Raw genomic sequence first — 15,491 nt, 5'->3', positions numbered from 1 at the left:
CAAGCACTCCGGAAGGCCGTCTTGTCCTGGGAAGCGAATGACAGCGCTGCCGATTCGTCAAGTCAGTGCCGAGTATGGCGTCCTACGCGCCAGAAGCGCCAGGGTGTGTACCACCGGAGTGGTCTCGAGAGGGTCTCGGGAACGGGATCAACGCCCCAGGTACCGCCCGGGCCACAGCGCATGACGCGAAACAGCGTCAGCCAACCGCCGGACCAGAGCCCGTGGCGCGCCACGGCTTCATAGCCATACTCCGAACAGGTCGGCATGTGGCGGCAGGAACTGCCGATGATGCTCGACGCTGTCAGTTGATAGAGGCGGATAAAGCCCATGCCGAAGAGGCGGCCGGGGGTCTTGCGAAAAGGCCCGCTCCAGTTGCGGCTGTGCCGCGGCAATGCGTTGTGCCGGCATTCGGGGCCGTTGCACATGGTTCAGCTCGCCTCGGCCGTCCGATTGCCGTGTTCGATCTGGTCGAGACAGTCGACAACGGCATCGAAGGTCAGCATGGTGGAAGCATGTCGGGCCTTGTAATCGCGCACGGGCTTAAGGAAGCGCATGTCCTCGAAGCGTCCCGTCGGGCCCTCACCGCCTTCTTTTAGCATAGCCAGCATATCGAACCGCGCGGCACGCAGTTCGCCGGGCGTTGCGCCAACGACATGGCGAGCCATGATGCCGGACGAAGCCTGTCCCAGGGCACAGGCTTTGACTTCGTGGGCGAAATCCGACACCACGCCGTGTTCGAGTTTCAGATAGACCTTGACCCGGGAACCGCAGAGTTTGGAGTGCTTCTCGGCCGTGGCCTGAGCATCCGGCAAGGTGCCGATGCGGCCGATATTGCCGGCGAAATCCAGAATTTTGGCATTGTAGATGTCGTCCATGATCAATCCGCGCTGTTGCTCAGCTCGTATATAGGGATGAATGAGGGCTTTGCCGTCCCCATGATGTCGCAGATCGCCTTTTTCTCAGCTTCATGTCTCACTATATCGGATAGGCCGGCCTGCGACAAACGACGGAAACGCCGCCCCAGGCGTTTTCATGCCCCCGCAATTTTCGTGAACGGACTTGCATTATGAGCCGCATTGCGCCTTTACAGTCGAGAAAAGCCAAACACGCGGCCGACACGGATCGGGACCGGGAGACCAAAGGCATGGATGCCATCGTCACGAAACTGCCGGCCGACTTGCGGCGCCCGACGCGCGAGGAAGCGGAAGCCGCTGTTCGCACGCTTCTTCTGTGGGCCGGCGATGATCCGGAACGTGAAGGCCTGCTCGACACGCCCGCCCGCGTTGCCAAGGCTTACAGCGAGTTGTTTTCCGGATACGAGGTCGATATCGACGAGGTCCTTGGCCGGACCTTCGAGGAGGTCGGCGGCTATGACGATATCGTGCTGGTGCGCGACATTTCCTTCTTCTCCCATTGCGAACACCATATGCTTCCCGTGATCGGCAAGGCGCATGTTGCCTATCTGCCGAAGGGGCGCGTTCTCGGTCTGTCTAAAATCGCACGGGTGGTCGATGTCTTTGCCCGTCGCCTGCAGACCCAGGAGAACATGACGGCACAGATCGCCCAGGCGATCGACGAGACGCTGCAGCCCCGCGGCGTGGCCGTGTTCGTCGAGGCCGAGCATATGTGCATGGCCATGCGTGGCATTCAGAAGACGGGATCCACGACGCTGACCACCACCTTCACCGGGGCCTTCAAGGACAATGCTGCGGAGCAGGCGCGCTTCATGTCCATGGTGCGCCTCCGCTAAGACCAGAGCGAGTGATATCTATGCCATCCATCGCATTTGAAAGCCCCTCCTCCGACAAGGCTCTTCTCGAAGAAGGGCTGGCCTTCACCCCCAAATTCGATGCGCATGGACTGGTAACGGCCGTGGTGACGGACGCTCGCGACGGCGAACTGCTGATGGTCGCCCATATGAACGCAGAAGCAATCGCGCTTACGCTCGAAACCGGGATCGGCCATTACTTCAGTCGCTCCCGGGGCAAAATCTGGAAGAAGGGCGAAAGCTCCGGTAACCTGCAGACGGTCAAGGAAATCCGGGTCGATTGCGATCAGGATGCCCTGTGGCTGAAGGTCGAGGTTGCCGGCCACGACGCCACATGCCACACGGGTCGCCGCTCCTGTTTTTACCGCACGGCCAGCCTCGACGACGGCACGCCGGCACTGACCGTCGCCGACGACCACCGGCATTTTGACCCGGACGCCATCTACGGCGCGTGAGGAACGGCGCCGCCCTAACGAATTCGTAAGCATAGAGTGTCGTAATGGCGTTCGGAGTGTTCAGCGAATGGGGTATGCGGAGATGCTGAACTGGAATTTGATGGCAGGCGGCGGCGCCAATCTAGCGCAACCGAACAGGGATGGTGCGGCCAAAACGTCAGGGCCGCTGGGACCCGTAGCGTCCCGTAGCAAGGCCAGGGTGGCGCTCGCACTCGGCGGAGGCGCTGCGCGCGGCTGGGCACATATCGGCGTGCTTCGCGCTCTTGAGGAAGAAGGCATCGAAGTCGGCATGATCGCGGGCACCTCAATCGGGGCGCTCGTCGGGGGGTGCTATCTTGCCGGAAAACTCGACGAACTCGAAGCCTTTGCCCGCTCGCTCACCATGCGCCGGATCGCTTCCCTTCTCGACCTGACGATCGGTGGCGGCGGCCTTCTCGGCGGCATGCGGCTAACCAAGCGCATGCAGGAGCATCTTGAAGGCCTCACAGTCGAGCAATTGCCAAAACCCTTTGTGGCGGTCGCTTCCGAGCTGAACAGCGGACACGAAGTTTGGATCGATGGCGGCAATCTGATCACGGCGCTGCGGGCATCCTACGCGCTGCCCGGCATTTTTGAGCCGGTCCGTTGCAACAATCGCACCCTGATCGATGGCGCGCTGGTCAACCCGGTGCCTGTCTCCGTCTGCCGCGCCTATGAGCAGCCGCTGGTGATGGCGGTCAACCTGCATTACGATCTTTATGGCCGATCGGCCGTGGTGAAGCACAAAGCGTCGGCGCCCGCCGACCAGCCTCAAGAGACCCAGGCACCCAACAAGGTCGGTCTCACCGGTGTCATGGTCCAGGCTTTCAATATCATCCAAGACCGTATTTCCCGCGCACGGCTCGCGGGGGACCCGCCGGATCTGGCGCTTCACCCCCGGCTGAGCGATATCGGGCTTTCCGAATTTCATCGCGCGGGCGAAGCGATCGAGCGTGGCTATGAAGAGACAAAGGCGCGGGTCACGGAAATCCGCCGCATGCAGGAGGCCGTGCTGCGCTAGGGGAAGTACGGGCGGGGTTTTGCCACGCCCGCTTCTTCCAGTCTGAGGGCCGGTCAGCCCGCGATATAGGCCTTGATATGTTCGGCCTCGGCTTCGATTTCGCGGATACGAGACTTTACCACGTCACCGATCGAAATAATGCCCGACAGTTTGCCGTTATCTTCGACGGGGACGTGGCGGAAACGCCGGCTGGACATCATCTCCATCAGTTCATCCACCGTTGTCTCTTCGCGGCAACGATAGACATTCGCAGTCATAAAGCTGGAGACGGGTTGGTCGAAGGCGTCGCGGCCGGCGGAGCCGAGGGCGCGCACAACGTCGCGTTCGGTGAAAATGCCGACGATCCTCTTTTCTACACCGACCACAACGACGGCACCGATCTTGTTGTCGTCGAGAACGCGCGCCGCTTCGCCGAGCGTGACGCTCGGGCTGATTGTAATGACGTTACGGCCTTTCTGCTCGAGTATGCTTCTGGCTGATGCAGGCATGGTTTCCTCCTCGCATTGGACGCTAGGCGTGCGCCGGCCCCTCCCCGGGCAACGCATGAAAATGGTGCCTGTTAATCAAGTAGAATGCAATATGTGGATTGGCAGGGGCAGTTTTACGGGGCGCGACGGTCGAAAAGCCGGAACCCGACGAAGCCCATGAGGAATCCGCCGATATGGGCATCCCAGGCAATGGCGCCCGCATCGGGTCCCATCAACGGCAGTCCGACAGCGATCGCAAGGTTGCCGAGAAACCAGACAAGAATGAAGATCAAGACGGTGCGGTCCGACAGCGCGGCCGGGATGCTGAGCAGTGGCGGTTCGCGGCCGACAGAGCCCCGGCCGGTACGCAGCCTCCCACCGAAAGCAAAACGGCAAGCTGCCCCCATCAGCGCCGATATGACACCAGAGGCTCCGACCATGACAGAGGGTTCACCCCAATTCACGGCCGCGTGCAGCACAGCCGCCGCAACGGCTGAGACGATCCAGAAGAAGACGAAACGCACTTCGCCGATGCGTCGGCAAACCGGCGTGCCGAAGGCTGCGAGCCAGAGACTGTTGAACGCGAGATGCTGAAAGCTGCCATGCAGCAGCGAATAAGTGACTGGCGACCACAGCCAGGCAAGCCCCTGCTCACCGAGCGGATAGACATAACGCAGAGGCACGAAGGCGAACTGGAACGTGATCCACTCGTTGACGTCGCTCGAAAAGACGAGCGCCTGCAGAGCATAGATCCCGCAGATCAGCGCCAACGCGACCAAAACCCCGGCGGGCAGATTGAAGATCGGCGGATTGGCTTCACCGCGGACCGTATGCACCGTCGGGAGCACCGCCGTCTCCTGCGTGTGCTCTCGCTCATTCCCGCCGTTTTCGTCCGAGCGAAGATTATCGTCCGACATTCGCGGGCTCCCGTGCTGGTTCGAGCTTCCTGTTAAACGACTATGCGCACCAGTGAAAGCCCTGGCACGGGCATCGCGGGATACGCGCCCAGCGGGAAAGCAAACGATATGTTAACGGCTGGCGTTCTAAGGTTCCATCGTAGAGGATAGACAGACAGCTCATGATGTATTCTTCGCAGGCCAGTCACAGCAATACGATTGCCTCGCCGGGACAGCAGCGTGCTTTCCAGCGCGTGGCAGTGAACCTGCAAGGCCGGCTGATGCTTGCCAATTACGAAGAATATGTCTGCAAGGTCGTTGACATGTCGCCCGGTGATGCGCGTTTCGTTTGTGCGGGCTGCCCTCGCCCCAATGAGCGGGTCATTGCCTATATTGATCATCTCGGGCGCCTGGAAGGTAGTGTTTCCAAAGTCACCGAAGACGGCTTTATCATCGAACTGACGGCCACGGCCCGAAAGCGCGAGAAGCTTGCAGCGCAGCTGACCTGGATCGCCAACAAACACGAGCTTGGCCTTCCCGAAGACCGTCGCCACGACCGACTGACCCCGCGGCAGGTGTTGACCGAGCTAACGCTTGAGGACGGCAAGAGCTATCCGTGCCGTCTGATGGACCTTTCCCTCTCGGGTGCTGCCGTCGATATCGACATTCGCCCACCGATCGGCACACCGATCCGTCTTGGCAACATGCGCGGCCGCGTCGTACGTCATTTCATGGAAGGTGTCGCGATCGAGTTCCTGTCGCTGCAGTCGCGAGAAGCGCTTACGGAATTTCTCTGAACCGAACCTGCTGCAAGATGAGAAAGGTGCCTTTCGAACCCGAAAGGCGCCTTTTTTGCTTTCCTGCCCTCCGCAACGGGGCCGACGCCGTTCCAATATCGCACAGAACTGAAAAAATAATTTTTGGCCCGAACGGGCCGCGCGACCGTCAATCGCTTGAATCTGGATGTGCCGTCGGAGCAACCAAGGCCATGATCGCCGCTTCGTAACACCCCCATCCCGCGCCGTGCCGATAGATCGCGCGCTTGGAAACTGGTCAACCAATTGATTCTAGTGCAATTTTCATCAGCTCCATCAGGTTGATTGTTCCAGACGCATAAAATACTGCGAAAATTTTCGTCTAACTTGCATCGAATTTATGGCGAAGTTACCTTAAATACACCGAAATATAGATTAGAACTAGCCGCTTGTTATACTCAAATTTGCGCGCTGTTTTTGGCGGTCGATCAAATTATCCGTGTCATTACTGTCTCCATCACCAGGAGACAAACAATGACAACAAAGAAAACTCTCGGTACTGGATTAATGGCGACCGCCTTTGCTGGAGTTCTAGCCCTGCAAGCTCATGCGACGCCAGCCAACATGCAGGTCGTCGGCAAGGCCAACCCGCCGATCGGCCACTATGAATTCTGCCAAACCTACGCGTCGGAATGTACGGGCAGCTTTCGCGACATGGGCCCGCTGGGCCTGACCGAGCCGATGTGGAAGACGATGCTAGAGGTCAACTACACCGTCAATTCATCAATCACGCCACTGACCGACATGGAAATCTACGGAGTTGAGGAGCGCTGGGCCTATCCTCGCACTGTCGGCGACTGTGAAGATTTCGCGCTGCTCAAGCGCAAGATGCTGATCGATCGCGGCTTCGACCCGAGCGACCTGCTGCTCACCGTGGTTCTGCAGCCCAATGGTGAGGGTCACGCCGTCCTGACCGTGCGCACCGACCACGGAGACTTCATTCTGGACAACATGCGCAACAAGGTGCTGCTGTGGTCGGACACCGAATACACCTACCTGAAGCGCCAGTCGTCCACGGAGCCCAGCCGCTGGGTCAAGCTCCAGGACGGACGCGCGAGTTACGTAGGGTCCGTGAATTCGAACTGACCACTGCCGTTCTGCCCATTGGCCCGGTCCGTCCCCCGCATACCCGTCCCCCGACCGGAGCCATATGAGCCGATCCCGTCCAACCGGGATCGGCTCTCTTTTCGCCGGGGTCGCGCATTAACCTTGACTTAACCATAATCGGCGAATGCTGAACGAAGGCGATTGCTGCGTTCTGCGCAGCGCTGACGGGAGCGGCATACGATGCGAAATGGGGCGGGCGGCGTAGGCGCCACCGAGGAGACGCCACTCCTCTCTCACCGTTTTCTCTTGATCTCGGTCTTCGTCATCGCCTTGCTGGCCGCAGCCTCACTCGCCATTAACATCTATGGCCGACTTTATGGAGCGCAACTGGCATTGGCAGGCCACAGCGACAGCCTCGAGGCTTACGACATCACCATCGGCCGCGACCTTGTTCACCTGACTGCCAATACCATCCGTTTCGAACCGCAGCGCCGCACCGGAGCCGCCGAACGCGTGGACCTCCAGCTGCACTGGCCATCCATGGAGGGATACAGCCATGCCAGGCGGCTAGCCTTCGATGACATCGGACAGGCACAGCCGTTGATTTTCCTGCAGATTTCACAAAGCACGATGTCGCGCGACATGTCTGGGCGGGTCGAACCGATCTATAGGCACCTCCTAACGGGCCCAACGGAAGCCGGCCCGGCGGGGCTTCAGATGCATCATTTCAAACCCGGGACGGGCTTCGAAGGTGAGGTTCTCCTGACCGGCGAAGCCACGGATGGCGGTGTCTACGCCATCCGCTGCCTAATCCCCTCAGACGACAAGCTGGCCAGCAGCAGCGACTGCCAGCGCGACATTCATGCAGGCGAGGATCTCTCAGTCCTCTACCGGTTCTCGAGCCGCATGCTGCCCGCCTGGAGACAGATCGACGATGCGGTGCGCAGCTTCATCGAGGCACGCGCCGAAGCCGCGCACCCGTCCGGGATATCTAAAAAGCCGTAGAGCCCGTCAACAAAGCATTCATCATAAACCTCTTGGTAACGCCCGCACCCTAAAGTCGCCTCGAATGGTCGCGACCGGGGGATAGCGCCCGGTTTAAAATGCAATGTTCGAAGAGTTACGTGGTGCATAAAATTTTCGGAACCCTCACCTTCGCCGCTCCAATTCGTCGAGTCTTGGTCGGCATTACTGCGGTCCTGTTCGCCACGCTGGCGACGACGTCTGGTGCGAGTGCCGCGAAATACGCGGGCGTCGTCATTGACGCCAAGACCGGCAAGGTCCTCTACAGCGAAGACGCGGACAGCTTACGCTACCCCGCATCGCTGACGAAGATGATGACCCTCTACCTCACCTTCGAAGCGCTGGAAGCCGGTCGCATCTCCTTGAATAGCAAGGTTCCAATTTCGAAAAATGCGGCCAAGGAGCCGCCGTCGAAGCTTGGCGTCGGCGCGGGAAAAAGCGTGACCGTCGAGCAGGCAATCCTGGCGCTTGTAACCCGCTCTGCCAACGATGTCGCCACGGCACTCGGCGAGTATCTTGGGGGCTCAGAGCAGCGTTTTGCCCAGATGATGACCGCCAAGGCCCGCAGCCTCGGCATGACCAAGACCACCTATCGTAACGCCCATGGTCTGCCCAACACGGCTCAGATGACGACGGCGCGTGACCAGGCCCGCCTCGGTATCGCGCTTCGCCAGCACTTCCCCCAGTATTACGGGTATTTCTCCACCCGCAGCTTTACCTTCGGCAAGCAGACGATCGGCAACCATAATCGACTGGTTGGTACGGTCCGCGGCGTGGATGGCATCAAGACCGGTTATACCGGCGCTGCAGGCTACAACCTCGCCACGTCGGCCCAGGCGGACGGCCGCTCGATCGTCGCAGTCATTCTCGGAGCCTCGTCGGGGGCAAGGCGCAATGCGCAGATGACCGCTCTTGTCCAGCGTTACCTGCCGCAGGCCTCCTCGGGTCGCGCTTCTGGTGACCTTGTTGCCAAGGTCGAGACGCCGGTCGCCGCAGAGCCTGCTCCGGTTACAGCCTCTCTCGATGTCGCACACCCGAGCCTGCCGCAGACCGGCCCGATGCCGGACCCGCGTTATACGGGCGCTGCACAGGCATCAGCGTCCGCCTCCGCCTATCTCGCGCCGCCGGCTGGCAATGGCGCCACCGCTGCGCTGGGTGCCCTGCATCCCGTTGCACCGGTATCGAATGGCTCTGTCCCGGTGCCCCAGCCGGCGCCCGCCTATATGCCCGACACGGGCGCCATGGTCGAGCCTCAAGAAACAAGCGCTTCGGTTGCCGCAGCCGCTGCGACGCCTCAGGAAATCGACTCGGTCACCACGGCCTCAACCAAGCCCTCCTCCGGCTGGATCGTCCAGATTGGTACGTCGCCGGACAAGGCGCTTGCCACGGAACTCCTGCGCAAGGCGCAAGAGAAAGGCGGTCAAGTATTGCGTTCCGCCACCCCGTTTACAGTCGCCTACAACGCCGGCGCACAGACGATCTATCGCGCGCGCTTCGGTGGCTTCGACGCGCAGAAGGATGCTGTTGACGCCTGCAAGCAGCTGAAACGCAAAGGAATCGGTTGCTGGGCGGCAGCCCAGTAATCCACCGGTCAAACCTCGATTTGTATCGTGTACGAGGATAGCGAGATGGCTTCGAAAGACTTCAGAATCGACAAGGTCGAAGACCAGGACAATGGCGGGATGCTTCCGGTCGCGCATGTCCTTCATCCTCTACACGAGGCCGCTTTCCGGCTGGCGGAAATCGGCAATCGAGACAAGCGCTCTAAGACGAAGGACCTGATCGGCTTGCTCCTGTCGCATGGTGCCCGGGCCTGGCGATACTCGCAGCCGGAAGCCAATATCCATCTGCATGTTTCTGCCCAGGCCGGGCGCTTCCCGGTCATCCTTCGCCTCCGCTGATCAAGGGAGCGCGTGATGCCGGTCTATGCCCTGGGCGACAAACGGCCCCAGTTCCCGGCGCAAGACGCCTACTGGATCGCGCCGGGTGCCCAGGTCATTGGTGATGTTCGGATCGGCGAGGATGTCGGCATCTGGTTCAATGCCGTGCTGCGCGGCGACAACGATCCGATTACGGTCGGCAGGGGCACGAATATCCAGGACGGCGTGATGGTTCATACTGATCTCGGCTTCCCCACGACGATCGGCGAAGGCTGTACGATCGGCCACCATGCCATCATTCACGGCTGCACCATTGGGGACAATTCGCTCGTTGGCATGGGTGCAACGGTGCTGAACGGCGCCGTGATCGGTAACAACTGCCTTGTCGGCGCGAATGCCTTGATCAGTGAAGGCAAGATCTTCCCGGACAATTCTCTTATCGTCGGCGCGCCGGCCAGAGTGGCCCGCACCCTCGATGAAAGCGCCGTTGCACGCCTCAGACTCTCTGCAGACAATTACGTCGTCAACTCGCAACGCTTCCGGCGCGATCTGCAACCGCTCTAATCGTCAGGCTGCACAGGCTGCGCAGACGCCGCGGATCTCGATCGTCGTCTTTTCCGGCGTGAACTTCGACCGGGCCGTGATCGCGCTCAGGTGATGGTCGACGTCGTGGTCGTGAAACTCCGTCACCTGACTGCATTTGTTGCAGATCATGAAGGCGACGGTTCCGTGGCCGGCACATCCGTCATGAGGATGGGCACAGGCGACGAAGGCATTGAGGCTCTCCAGACGGTGGACCATCCCGAATTCGACCAGCTTGTCGAGCGCGCGGTAGACCTGCAGCGGCGCGCGGAAGCCGTGGTCGCGTAGACGGTCCAGCAGCGTATAGGCGGAGAGCGGCCCGTCGGCTTCGACGAGACTGTCGAAGACGAGTGACTGGTTCCGGGTCAGATCGGTGTGGGACAATTTGGCCATGGGGTCAACCTCTCGGACGGTCGCCAGCCGCCGCCAGACGTGGGCGCGGCAACAGGCTGATCAGGAAGAGCAGAAGGGCCGCAACGACGATCGAGGGGCCGGACGGGGTGTCATAGGTCAGGGAGCCGAACAGCCCGATCACCACGGCAATGGCGCCGAGCAGTGAGGCGATCAACGCCATGGCCTCGGGCGAGACGGCAAAGCGACGTGCCGCCGCCGCCGGGATAATGAGCAGCGACGTGATCAGCATGATCCCGACGATCTTCATCGCAATCGCGATCACCAGAGCCATCAGCAGCATGAACACGATGCGGGCGCGCTCCGGGTTCATGCCTTCGGCTTCGGCCAATTCTGCATTGACGGTGCCGGCGAGCAGCGGCCGCCACAGATAAACAATAAGCGCCACAACAACCGCGCCACCAAGCCAGACGATCCCCACATCGGTCGGCGTGACCGCGAGAATGTCGCCGAAGAGGAAGGCGATCAGATCGAAGCGGACCCAGGACATGAAGGCGACCATCACCAGCCCGATCGCGAGTGTCGCATGGCTGAGAATCCCGAGCAGCGCGTCGGCAGAGAGCCCCTGGCGTTTCTGCAGGACGATCAGGATGAGCGAGACAAGCGCTGCGACGACGAAGACGCTCAGCATCAGATTGAGCGAAAAGAACAGCGACAGAGCCACCCCAAGCAGCGCCGAATGCGCCATAGTGTCACCGAAATAGGCCATGCGCCGCCAGATGACGAAGCACCCGAGCGGACCTGTGGTAAGTGCGAGGCCAATTCCGGCCAGCATGGCGCGAATGAAGAAATCATCCAGCATGGCCATGCTCCTTCGTGTTATCAGCCACGTTCCCCCTTGCATGCCCGGGATCGTGATCTTGGTCGTGAGAATGATCATGATCGTGATGGCCATGGTGGTCATGACTATGGCGGTGATGGTCGCTGGCGGAGTGACCGTGATGGTGCCCATCATCCGGATGACAGTGGTCGGTGATGCTACCGTCGCCATGCAACACGCGACCGTCAGGCAGGTGGGTATGGTCGTGATCATGGCTGTAGACAGCGAGCGTCCGGCTCGCCTTGTCGCCGAACAGGCGCATATACTCAGGGCTGCTGCTGACCGCAGCCGGCGTGCCGCGGCAGCAGACATGGCCGTTGAGGCAGATGACCGTATCTGTTTCGGCCATGACGATATGAAGATCGTGGGAAATCAGAAGGATGCCGCAGCCGGTTGCATTGCGGATCGATGTAATCAGGTCGTAAAGCGCGATTTCGCCGGAAAAGTCGACACCCTGGACCGGTTCATCCAGGACGAGAATGTCCGGTTTGCGGGCCATGGCGCGGGCAAGCAGTGCACGCTGGAATTCCCCGCCCGACAAATGCTGCACTTCGGCGCCAGCGAGATGGCGGATGCCGACGGCGTCGAGGGCCTGGTCGATCTCGTCCGAAGCGAGCGGCGCCGTCAACGTCATCAGGCGACGAACGGTGAGCGGCATGGTCCAATCGACGGCAAGACGTTGAGGGACATAACCAACGCGCAGGCCGGGCCTGCGGGTGACATGTCCTTCGTCGGCGCGCAGAATACCGGTCGCCAGCTTCGCACTGGTCGATTTGCCCGAGCCGTTCGGCCCAATCAGAGTGACGATCTCGCCGGGGCGGACGGAGAAGTCAACGCCGCGCACCAGCCAGCGTCCATTGCGATAAACCCCGGCACCCACCAGCGATACCAGCGGCTCCGCATCCCGTGTTTTGAAGGCTGCCATACAATTCTCAGAGATTTGCTGTTGCGGATACCTATGCCACACGTTATAGCATTACGCAATTGACGTAATAGTATTACATTACCACCATGAAGGACGTCTCATGCGCCACACCCGCCTCGGATTGACCGCTTCGGTTGCTGCCCTCATCCTCGCCCCCACCATGGCTATGGCGGAGCCGCAGGTTGTGGTTTCAATCAAGCCTATCCATTCGCTGGTCGCCTCGATCATGAAGGGTGTCGGCGAACCAACGCTGGTGGTCGAAGGTGCCGCCTCCCCACATACCTATACGTTGAAGCCTTCCAATGCACGGGCGCTGGAGAATGCCGATCTGGTATTCTGGGTCGGACCGGGACTGGAAGCGTTCCTGGAAAAGCCACTTGAGGCGCTTGCCGGCAAAGCCAAGGTGGTGGAACTTGCGGATGCTCCCGGCCTCAACAAGCTGCCCTTCCGGGAGGGTGGTGCTTTTGAAGCCCATGATCATGGCGAACACGCAGACGGAGATCATGCTGAGGGTGAACACCATGATCATAAAGGCGATGCGGCCGAAGCCCATGCGGATGAAGGCCACGACCATGACGCGGATGAACACGATCACGCTGCAGCCGGCGAAGAAGAGCATGAACACGAGGATGGGCATGACCACGAGCATGGTGGCACAGACATGCATCTCTGGCTCGATCCCACCAATGCGAAGGCCATGGCAGCGGTCATTGCGACCTCGCTGATCCAGGCAGATCCCGCCAACAAGGCAACCTATGAGGCGAACACGGCAGCACTTTATGCCGAACTTGACGCCCTCGACAAGGATATCGCGGCTCAGGTCGCGCCAGTGGCCGACCAGCCCTTTGTCGTCTTTCACGACGCCTATCAGTATTTCGAGAGACGCTACAAGGTCCGCGTCGCCGGCTCCGTCACGGTCAGCCCGGAAACCATGCCGGGCGCGGAACGGCTGTCGGAGATTCATGCCAAGATCGCAGCGCTACGCGCCGCTTGCGTCTTTGCCGAACCGCAGTTCGAGCCGAAGCTGATCAATGTGGTCACGGAGGGCACCGACGCCAAGTCGGGTACCCTGGATCCCGAAGGCGGAGCGCTGCCGGAAGGGCCGGAACTCTACGGCCAATTGATGCGCAACTTATCAACCTCGATTGTGGATTGCCTGTCGCAATAAGCCCTCCTCCCCCGGATGAGAAGGCGGGGCCTCGGCCTCGCCTTTTTGTTGTCCCGCTGCCGAGGGCATGCATGAGAAATCGAGAGGATGCGGACAATGATATGCGGCCGTATCGGTCGAAGATCGAGGCTCAGAGGCGCCCGCGTCGACGTAAAAGCGAAAGAACCAGTTCCGCCCCCGCCTCCCCCGATGGCACGTCGGTCTGCAGCCTGCTCCAGACATCGTCATAACCGGCGAGCATGGTGGTGCGCTGAGGGGTATCTGTTGACAGACGCTCGGCCCAACGGACCAGGCTTGCCGGACGCAGCACGTCGTTGAAATATTCTGCAACGATGGCGTAGTCGGCGATGAGGTTTGGAAGCGCGCCCGTCCAGACCTTGATCCGGTTGGCGAGCGTCCGGATGATCCAGTCCCCCTTGTAGGTGGAGACAACGGGCACATGGGCCAGTGCCAGTTCCAGGATCACGGTGCCGGAGGCGGCGATTGCAGCATCCGCCTCTTCGAAGGCCTGCCACTTGGCCGCCTCGCCTAACAGAATGTCCGGGCGGATAGCCCATGACGCCGTGATTTCACGGACACGGGCTTCCTGGCGGGGCACCGTCGGCAGGAGGAAACGGGTATGACCGTTGCGCGCGACGAATTCTTCCATTGCCTTTTCGAAGATCGGAAGAAGAACGGATATCTCGGCGCCGCGTGAGCCAGGCAGGAGCAAGATCGTGCGCCCTTCACCAGCGGGTTTCGGCGCACGCGTTCTCCGCACAGAGCGGACGCGCAGGATGTCGGGATGGCTAGTAAGGCGATGACCGATGAAATGCGTCTTGGGGCCGCCCAAGCGTTCCATGACCTCCGGCTCGAAGGGCAGCACTGCCAGCACCTCGTCAACGTATGGCAGCATTGCCTTGGCGCGGTATTCCTTCCAGGCCCAGACGCTTGGGCAGACATAGTTGACCACCGGCAGATCCGGCAGGCGCTTGCGCACCTTCTTGGCAACCCGATGGGTGAAATCCGGGCTGTCGACGATCAGAAGCAGATCCGGCTTTGCGGCGATGAGGGCGTCAGATGTTACCGAGATCAGCTTCAGCAGACGCGGGAGCTTCGAGAGCACCTGGGTAATGCCCATGATCGACAGTTCGGAGAAGTCGAAAAGAGAGTGCAGCCCCTGCGCCTGGAGCGCATCACCACCGACGCCCACCAGTTCTGTCGGGCCCGCATGGCGCTGCTTCAAGGCCGCGACCAGATCGGCACCAAGCAGGTCACCGGAGACTTCGCCGGCAATCACGGCGATCTTCAGAGGCTTCTGGCTCATCAGGCCTTGTCCTTTCCCGTGCGCTCGATGCCGACGACGAAGAGGCCGGCCGCGTTCGCAGCAGCGATCATCGATTCGCGCTCGACCACCAGTGCCCGTCCCGCCTCAACTGCAATGCCGGCAAGACCTGCGGCCCTGGCGTTTTCAACGGTAGAAACCCCGATGGTCGGCAAATCGGCGCGCAGGTCCTGTTGCGGCTTGCACAGCTTGACGATCACGCCCTTGCGGCGTTGGGAGATGCGTCCTTCGGCGCGCAAGCCGGCGACGCGCGCCAACATGGCATCCGTTCCCTCAACGCCCTCGAGGGCAACGATGCGGCCGCCGACACTGACGGCGCCCTGCCCCACGTCCAGACGCCCCAATGTTTCGGCGGCATCGCCGGCGCGGTCGATGTCTTTCAGGTCGTCCGCAGAAGGGCTGACCTTTCCCAGAGGACCGACCGTCGCCAGCAATCCCGGCAGAATTTCGTGCGCGCCCAGTACCTCGCAGCCTTGCGCCTCTATCAGAGATATGACCATACGCAGCACCGCATCGTCGCCGCCCGCAAGCAGTGTCTTCAGCGCCATGGGCAGTTTGAGAATAGATCGGAGATTGACCCTGATCTCGCCGAAGGCCGGGCGCTTCCTGACGGCGCCCGACATGACGACGCGGCCGATCCTATACTTTTCGAACAGGGCAGACAGTCCCGCCATGTCGCCGACGCCGACGATTGCATTCTCATAAGACTGCCAGTCGCCGTCAGCTTCGTTCTTCAGGCGCAGGATGAACGGGTCCTCGCCCGCCGCGCGCGCGGCCTCTGCCAGGAACAGCGGCAGTTTGCCACCACCGGCGATAATGGCAAGGCGACCTTTCGATGCCAGGCCTTGCGTTGCGCTGGCGGACGTCATGG

General features: G+C 61.0%; 19 protein-coding genes. 10 read left to right on the top strand and 9 right to left on the bottom strand.

Annotated elements, in window-relative coordinates; genetic code table 11:
- Positions 1-62: 62 nt before the first annotated feature.
- The gene (yidD, locus tag FJQ55_RS09480) at positions 63-425 is read right to left on the bottom strand and encodes a membrane protein insertion efficiency factor YidD (RefSeq protein ID WP_140827433.1); all 363 of its coding nucleotides are present in this window, start codon (positions 423-425) and stop codon (positions 63-65) included.
- Positions 426-428: 3 nt separating this feature from the next.
- Entirely contained in the window at positions 429-875 is a 447-nt protein-coding gene (locus FJQ55_RS09475) for an iron-sulfur cluster assembly scaffold protein (protein WP_208758190.1), read from the bottom strand.
- Between the two features lie 269 nt (positions 876-1,144).
- On the opposite strand from FJQ55_RS09475, the gene folE reads away from it, so the two are divergent.
- The 3 genes from folE to FJQ55_RS09460 all read left to right on the top strand — a co-directional run bounded on the left by folE (position 1,145) and on the right by FJQ55_RS09460 (position 3,262).
- Positions 1,145-1,750 carry a GTP cyclohydrolase I FolE gene (gene folE, locus FJQ55_RS09470; RefSeq protein ID WP_140827431.1) on the top strand — a complete coding sequence of 202 codons (606 nt, stop codon included), beginning with the start codon at positions 1,145-1,147 and terminating at the stop codon, positions 1,748-1,750.
- Positions 1,751-1,770: 20 nt separating this feature from the next.
- Positions 1,771-2,223, top strand: a complete 453-nt coding sequence (gene hisI, locus FJQ55_RS09465) for a phosphoribosyl-AMP cyclohydrolase (RefSeq protein WP_140827430.1) — start codon at positions 1,771-1,773, stop codon at positions 2,221-2,223.
- Between the two features lie 82 nt (positions 2,224-2,305).
- Positions 2,306-3,262 (top strand): patatin-like phospholipase family protein, encoded by a 957-nt coding sequence (locus FJQ55_RS09460; protein WP_140827429.1) that lies wholly within the window; start codon positions 2,306-2,308, stop codon positions 3,260-3,262.
- Positions 3,263-3,315: 53 nt separating this feature from the next.
- On the opposite strand, the gene FJQ55_RS09455 is transcribed toward FJQ55_RS09460, so the two are convergent.
- Positions 3,316-3,750 carry a CBS domain-containing protein gene (locus FJQ55_RS09455; protein ID WP_062283585.1) on the bottom strand — a complete coding sequence of 145 codons (435 nt, stop codon included), beginning with the start codon at positions 3,748-3,750 and terminating at the stop codon, positions 3,316-3,318.
- Between the two features lie 113 nt (positions 3,751-3,863).
- Positions 3,864-4,646, bottom strand: coding sequence for a rhomboid family intramembrane serine protease (locus FJQ55_RS09450; protein ID WP_140827428.1), 783 nt, complete (start codon positions 4,644-4,646; stop codon positions 3,864-3,866).
- Positions 4,647-4,810: 164 nt separating this feature from the next.
- On the opposite strand from FJQ55_RS09450, the gene FJQ55_RS09445 reads away from it, so the two are divergent.
- The 6 genes from FJQ55_RS09445 (at position 4,811) to FJQ55_RS09420 (ending at position 9,954) form a co-directional block, all read left to right on the top strand.
- On the top strand, positions 4,811-5,422 hold the full coding sequence (locus tag FJQ55_RS09445; protein ID WP_062283581.1) for a PilZ domain-containing protein: 612 nt from the start codon (positions 4,811-4,813) through the stop codon (positions 5,420-5,422).
- A 492-nt stretch (positions 5,423-5,914) separates the two neighbouring features.
- Positions 5,915-6,526, top strand: a complete 612-nt coding sequence (locus FJQ55_RS09440) for a transglutaminase-like cysteine peptidase (protein ID WP_167507697.1) — start codon at positions 5,915-5,917, stop codon at positions 6,524-6,526.
- A gap of 201 nt (positions 6,527-6,727) precedes the next feature.
- Complete coding sequence (locus tag FJQ55_RS09435) at positions 6,728-7,492, top strand: hypothetical protein (RefSeq protein ID WP_140827426.1); 765 nt, start codon at positions 6,728-6,730, stop codon at positions 7,490-7,492.
- Between the two features lie 98 nt (positions 7,493-7,590).
- Positions 7,591-9,093 carry a D-alanyl-D-alanine carboxypeptidase gene (locus FJQ55_RS09430; RefSeq protein WP_140827425.1) on the top strand — a complete coding sequence of 501 codons (1,503 nt, stop codon included), beginning with the start codon at positions 7,591-7,593 and terminating at the stop codon, positions 9,091-9,093.
- 99 nt (positions 9,094-9,192) lie between these two features.
- The gene (locus tag FJQ55_RS09425; protein ID WP_140829185.1) at positions 9,193-9,411 is read left to right on the top strand and encodes a hypothetical protein; all 219 of its coding nucleotides are present in this window, start codon (positions 9,193-9,195) and stop codon (positions 9,409-9,411) included.
- Between the two features lie 15 nt (positions 9,412-9,426).
- Entirely contained in the window at positions 9,427-9,954 is a 528-nt protein-coding gene (locus FJQ55_RS09420) for a gamma carbonic anhydrase family protein (protein ID WP_140827424.1), read from the top strand.
- 3 nt (positions 9,955-9,957) lie between these two features.
- Here the strand turns inward: FJQ55_RS09420 and FJQ55_RS09415 are convergent, their stop codons facing one another.
- Genes FJQ55_RS09415 through FJQ55_RS09405 form a run of 3 tightly spaced genes read right to left on the bottom strand, consistent with a single transcriptional unit; the run spans position 9,958 to position 12,128 of the window.
- Entirely contained in the window at positions 9,958-10,365 is a 408-nt protein-coding gene (locus tag FJQ55_RS09415) for a Fur family transcriptional regulator (protein WP_208758189.1), read from the bottom strand.
- A 4-nt stretch (positions 10,366-10,369) separates the two neighbouring features.
- Positions 10,370-11,185 (bottom strand): iron chelate uptake ABC transporter family permease subunit, encoded by an 816-nt coding sequence (locus FJQ55_RS09410; RefSeq protein WP_140827423.1) that lies wholly within the window; start codon positions 11,183-11,185, stop codon positions 10,370-10,372.
- The gene (locus tag FJQ55_RS09405) at positions 11,175-12,128 is read right to left on the bottom strand and encodes an ATP-binding cassette domain-containing protein (protein WP_140827420.1); all 954 of its coding nucleotides are present in this window, start codon (positions 12,126-12,128) and stop codon (positions 11,175-11,177) included. Before FJQ55_RS09405 ends, FJQ55_RS09410 begins: the two co-directional genes overlap by 11 nt.
- A 100-nt stretch (positions 12,129-12,228) precedes the next feature.
- Between FJQ55_RS09405 and znuA the strand changes: the two genes are divergently transcribed.
- Complete coding sequence (gene znuA / locus FJQ55_RS09400; RefSeq protein WP_140827418.1) at positions 12,229-13,296, top strand: zinc ABC transporter substrate-binding protein ZnuA; 1,068 nt, start codon at positions 12,229-12,231, stop codon at positions 13,294-13,296.
- A gap of 130 nt (positions 13,297-13,426) precedes the next feature.
- On the opposite strand, the gene lpxB is transcribed toward znuA, so the two are convergent.
- Together lpxB and FJQ55_RS09390 are read right to left on the bottom strand one after the other, a co-directional pair.
- Positions 13,427-14,602 (bottom strand): lipid-A-disaccharide synthase, encoded by a 1,176-nt coding sequence (lpxB, locus tag FJQ55_RS09395; RefSeq protein WP_140827417.1) that lies wholly within the window; start codon positions 14,600-14,602, stop codon positions 13,427-13,429.
- Entirely contained in the window at positions 14,602-15,489 is an 888-nt protein-coding gene (locus tag FJQ55_RS09390) for an LpxI family protein (protein WP_140827415.1), read from the bottom strand. Before FJQ55_RS09390 ends, lpxB begins: the two co-directional genes overlap by 1 nt.
- Positions 15,490-15,491: the final 2 nt, after the last annotated feature.

It is taken from the genome of Rhizobium glycinendophyticum, from assembly GCF_006443685.1.
GTDB classification, from domain to species: Bacteria; Pseudomonadota; Alphaproteobacteria; order Rhizobiales; family Rhizobiaceae; genus Allorhizobium; species Allorhizobium glycinendophyticum.
Note: the sequence above shows the minus strand (reverse complement) of the source record. Positions and strands in the feature narration are given on the sequence as shown.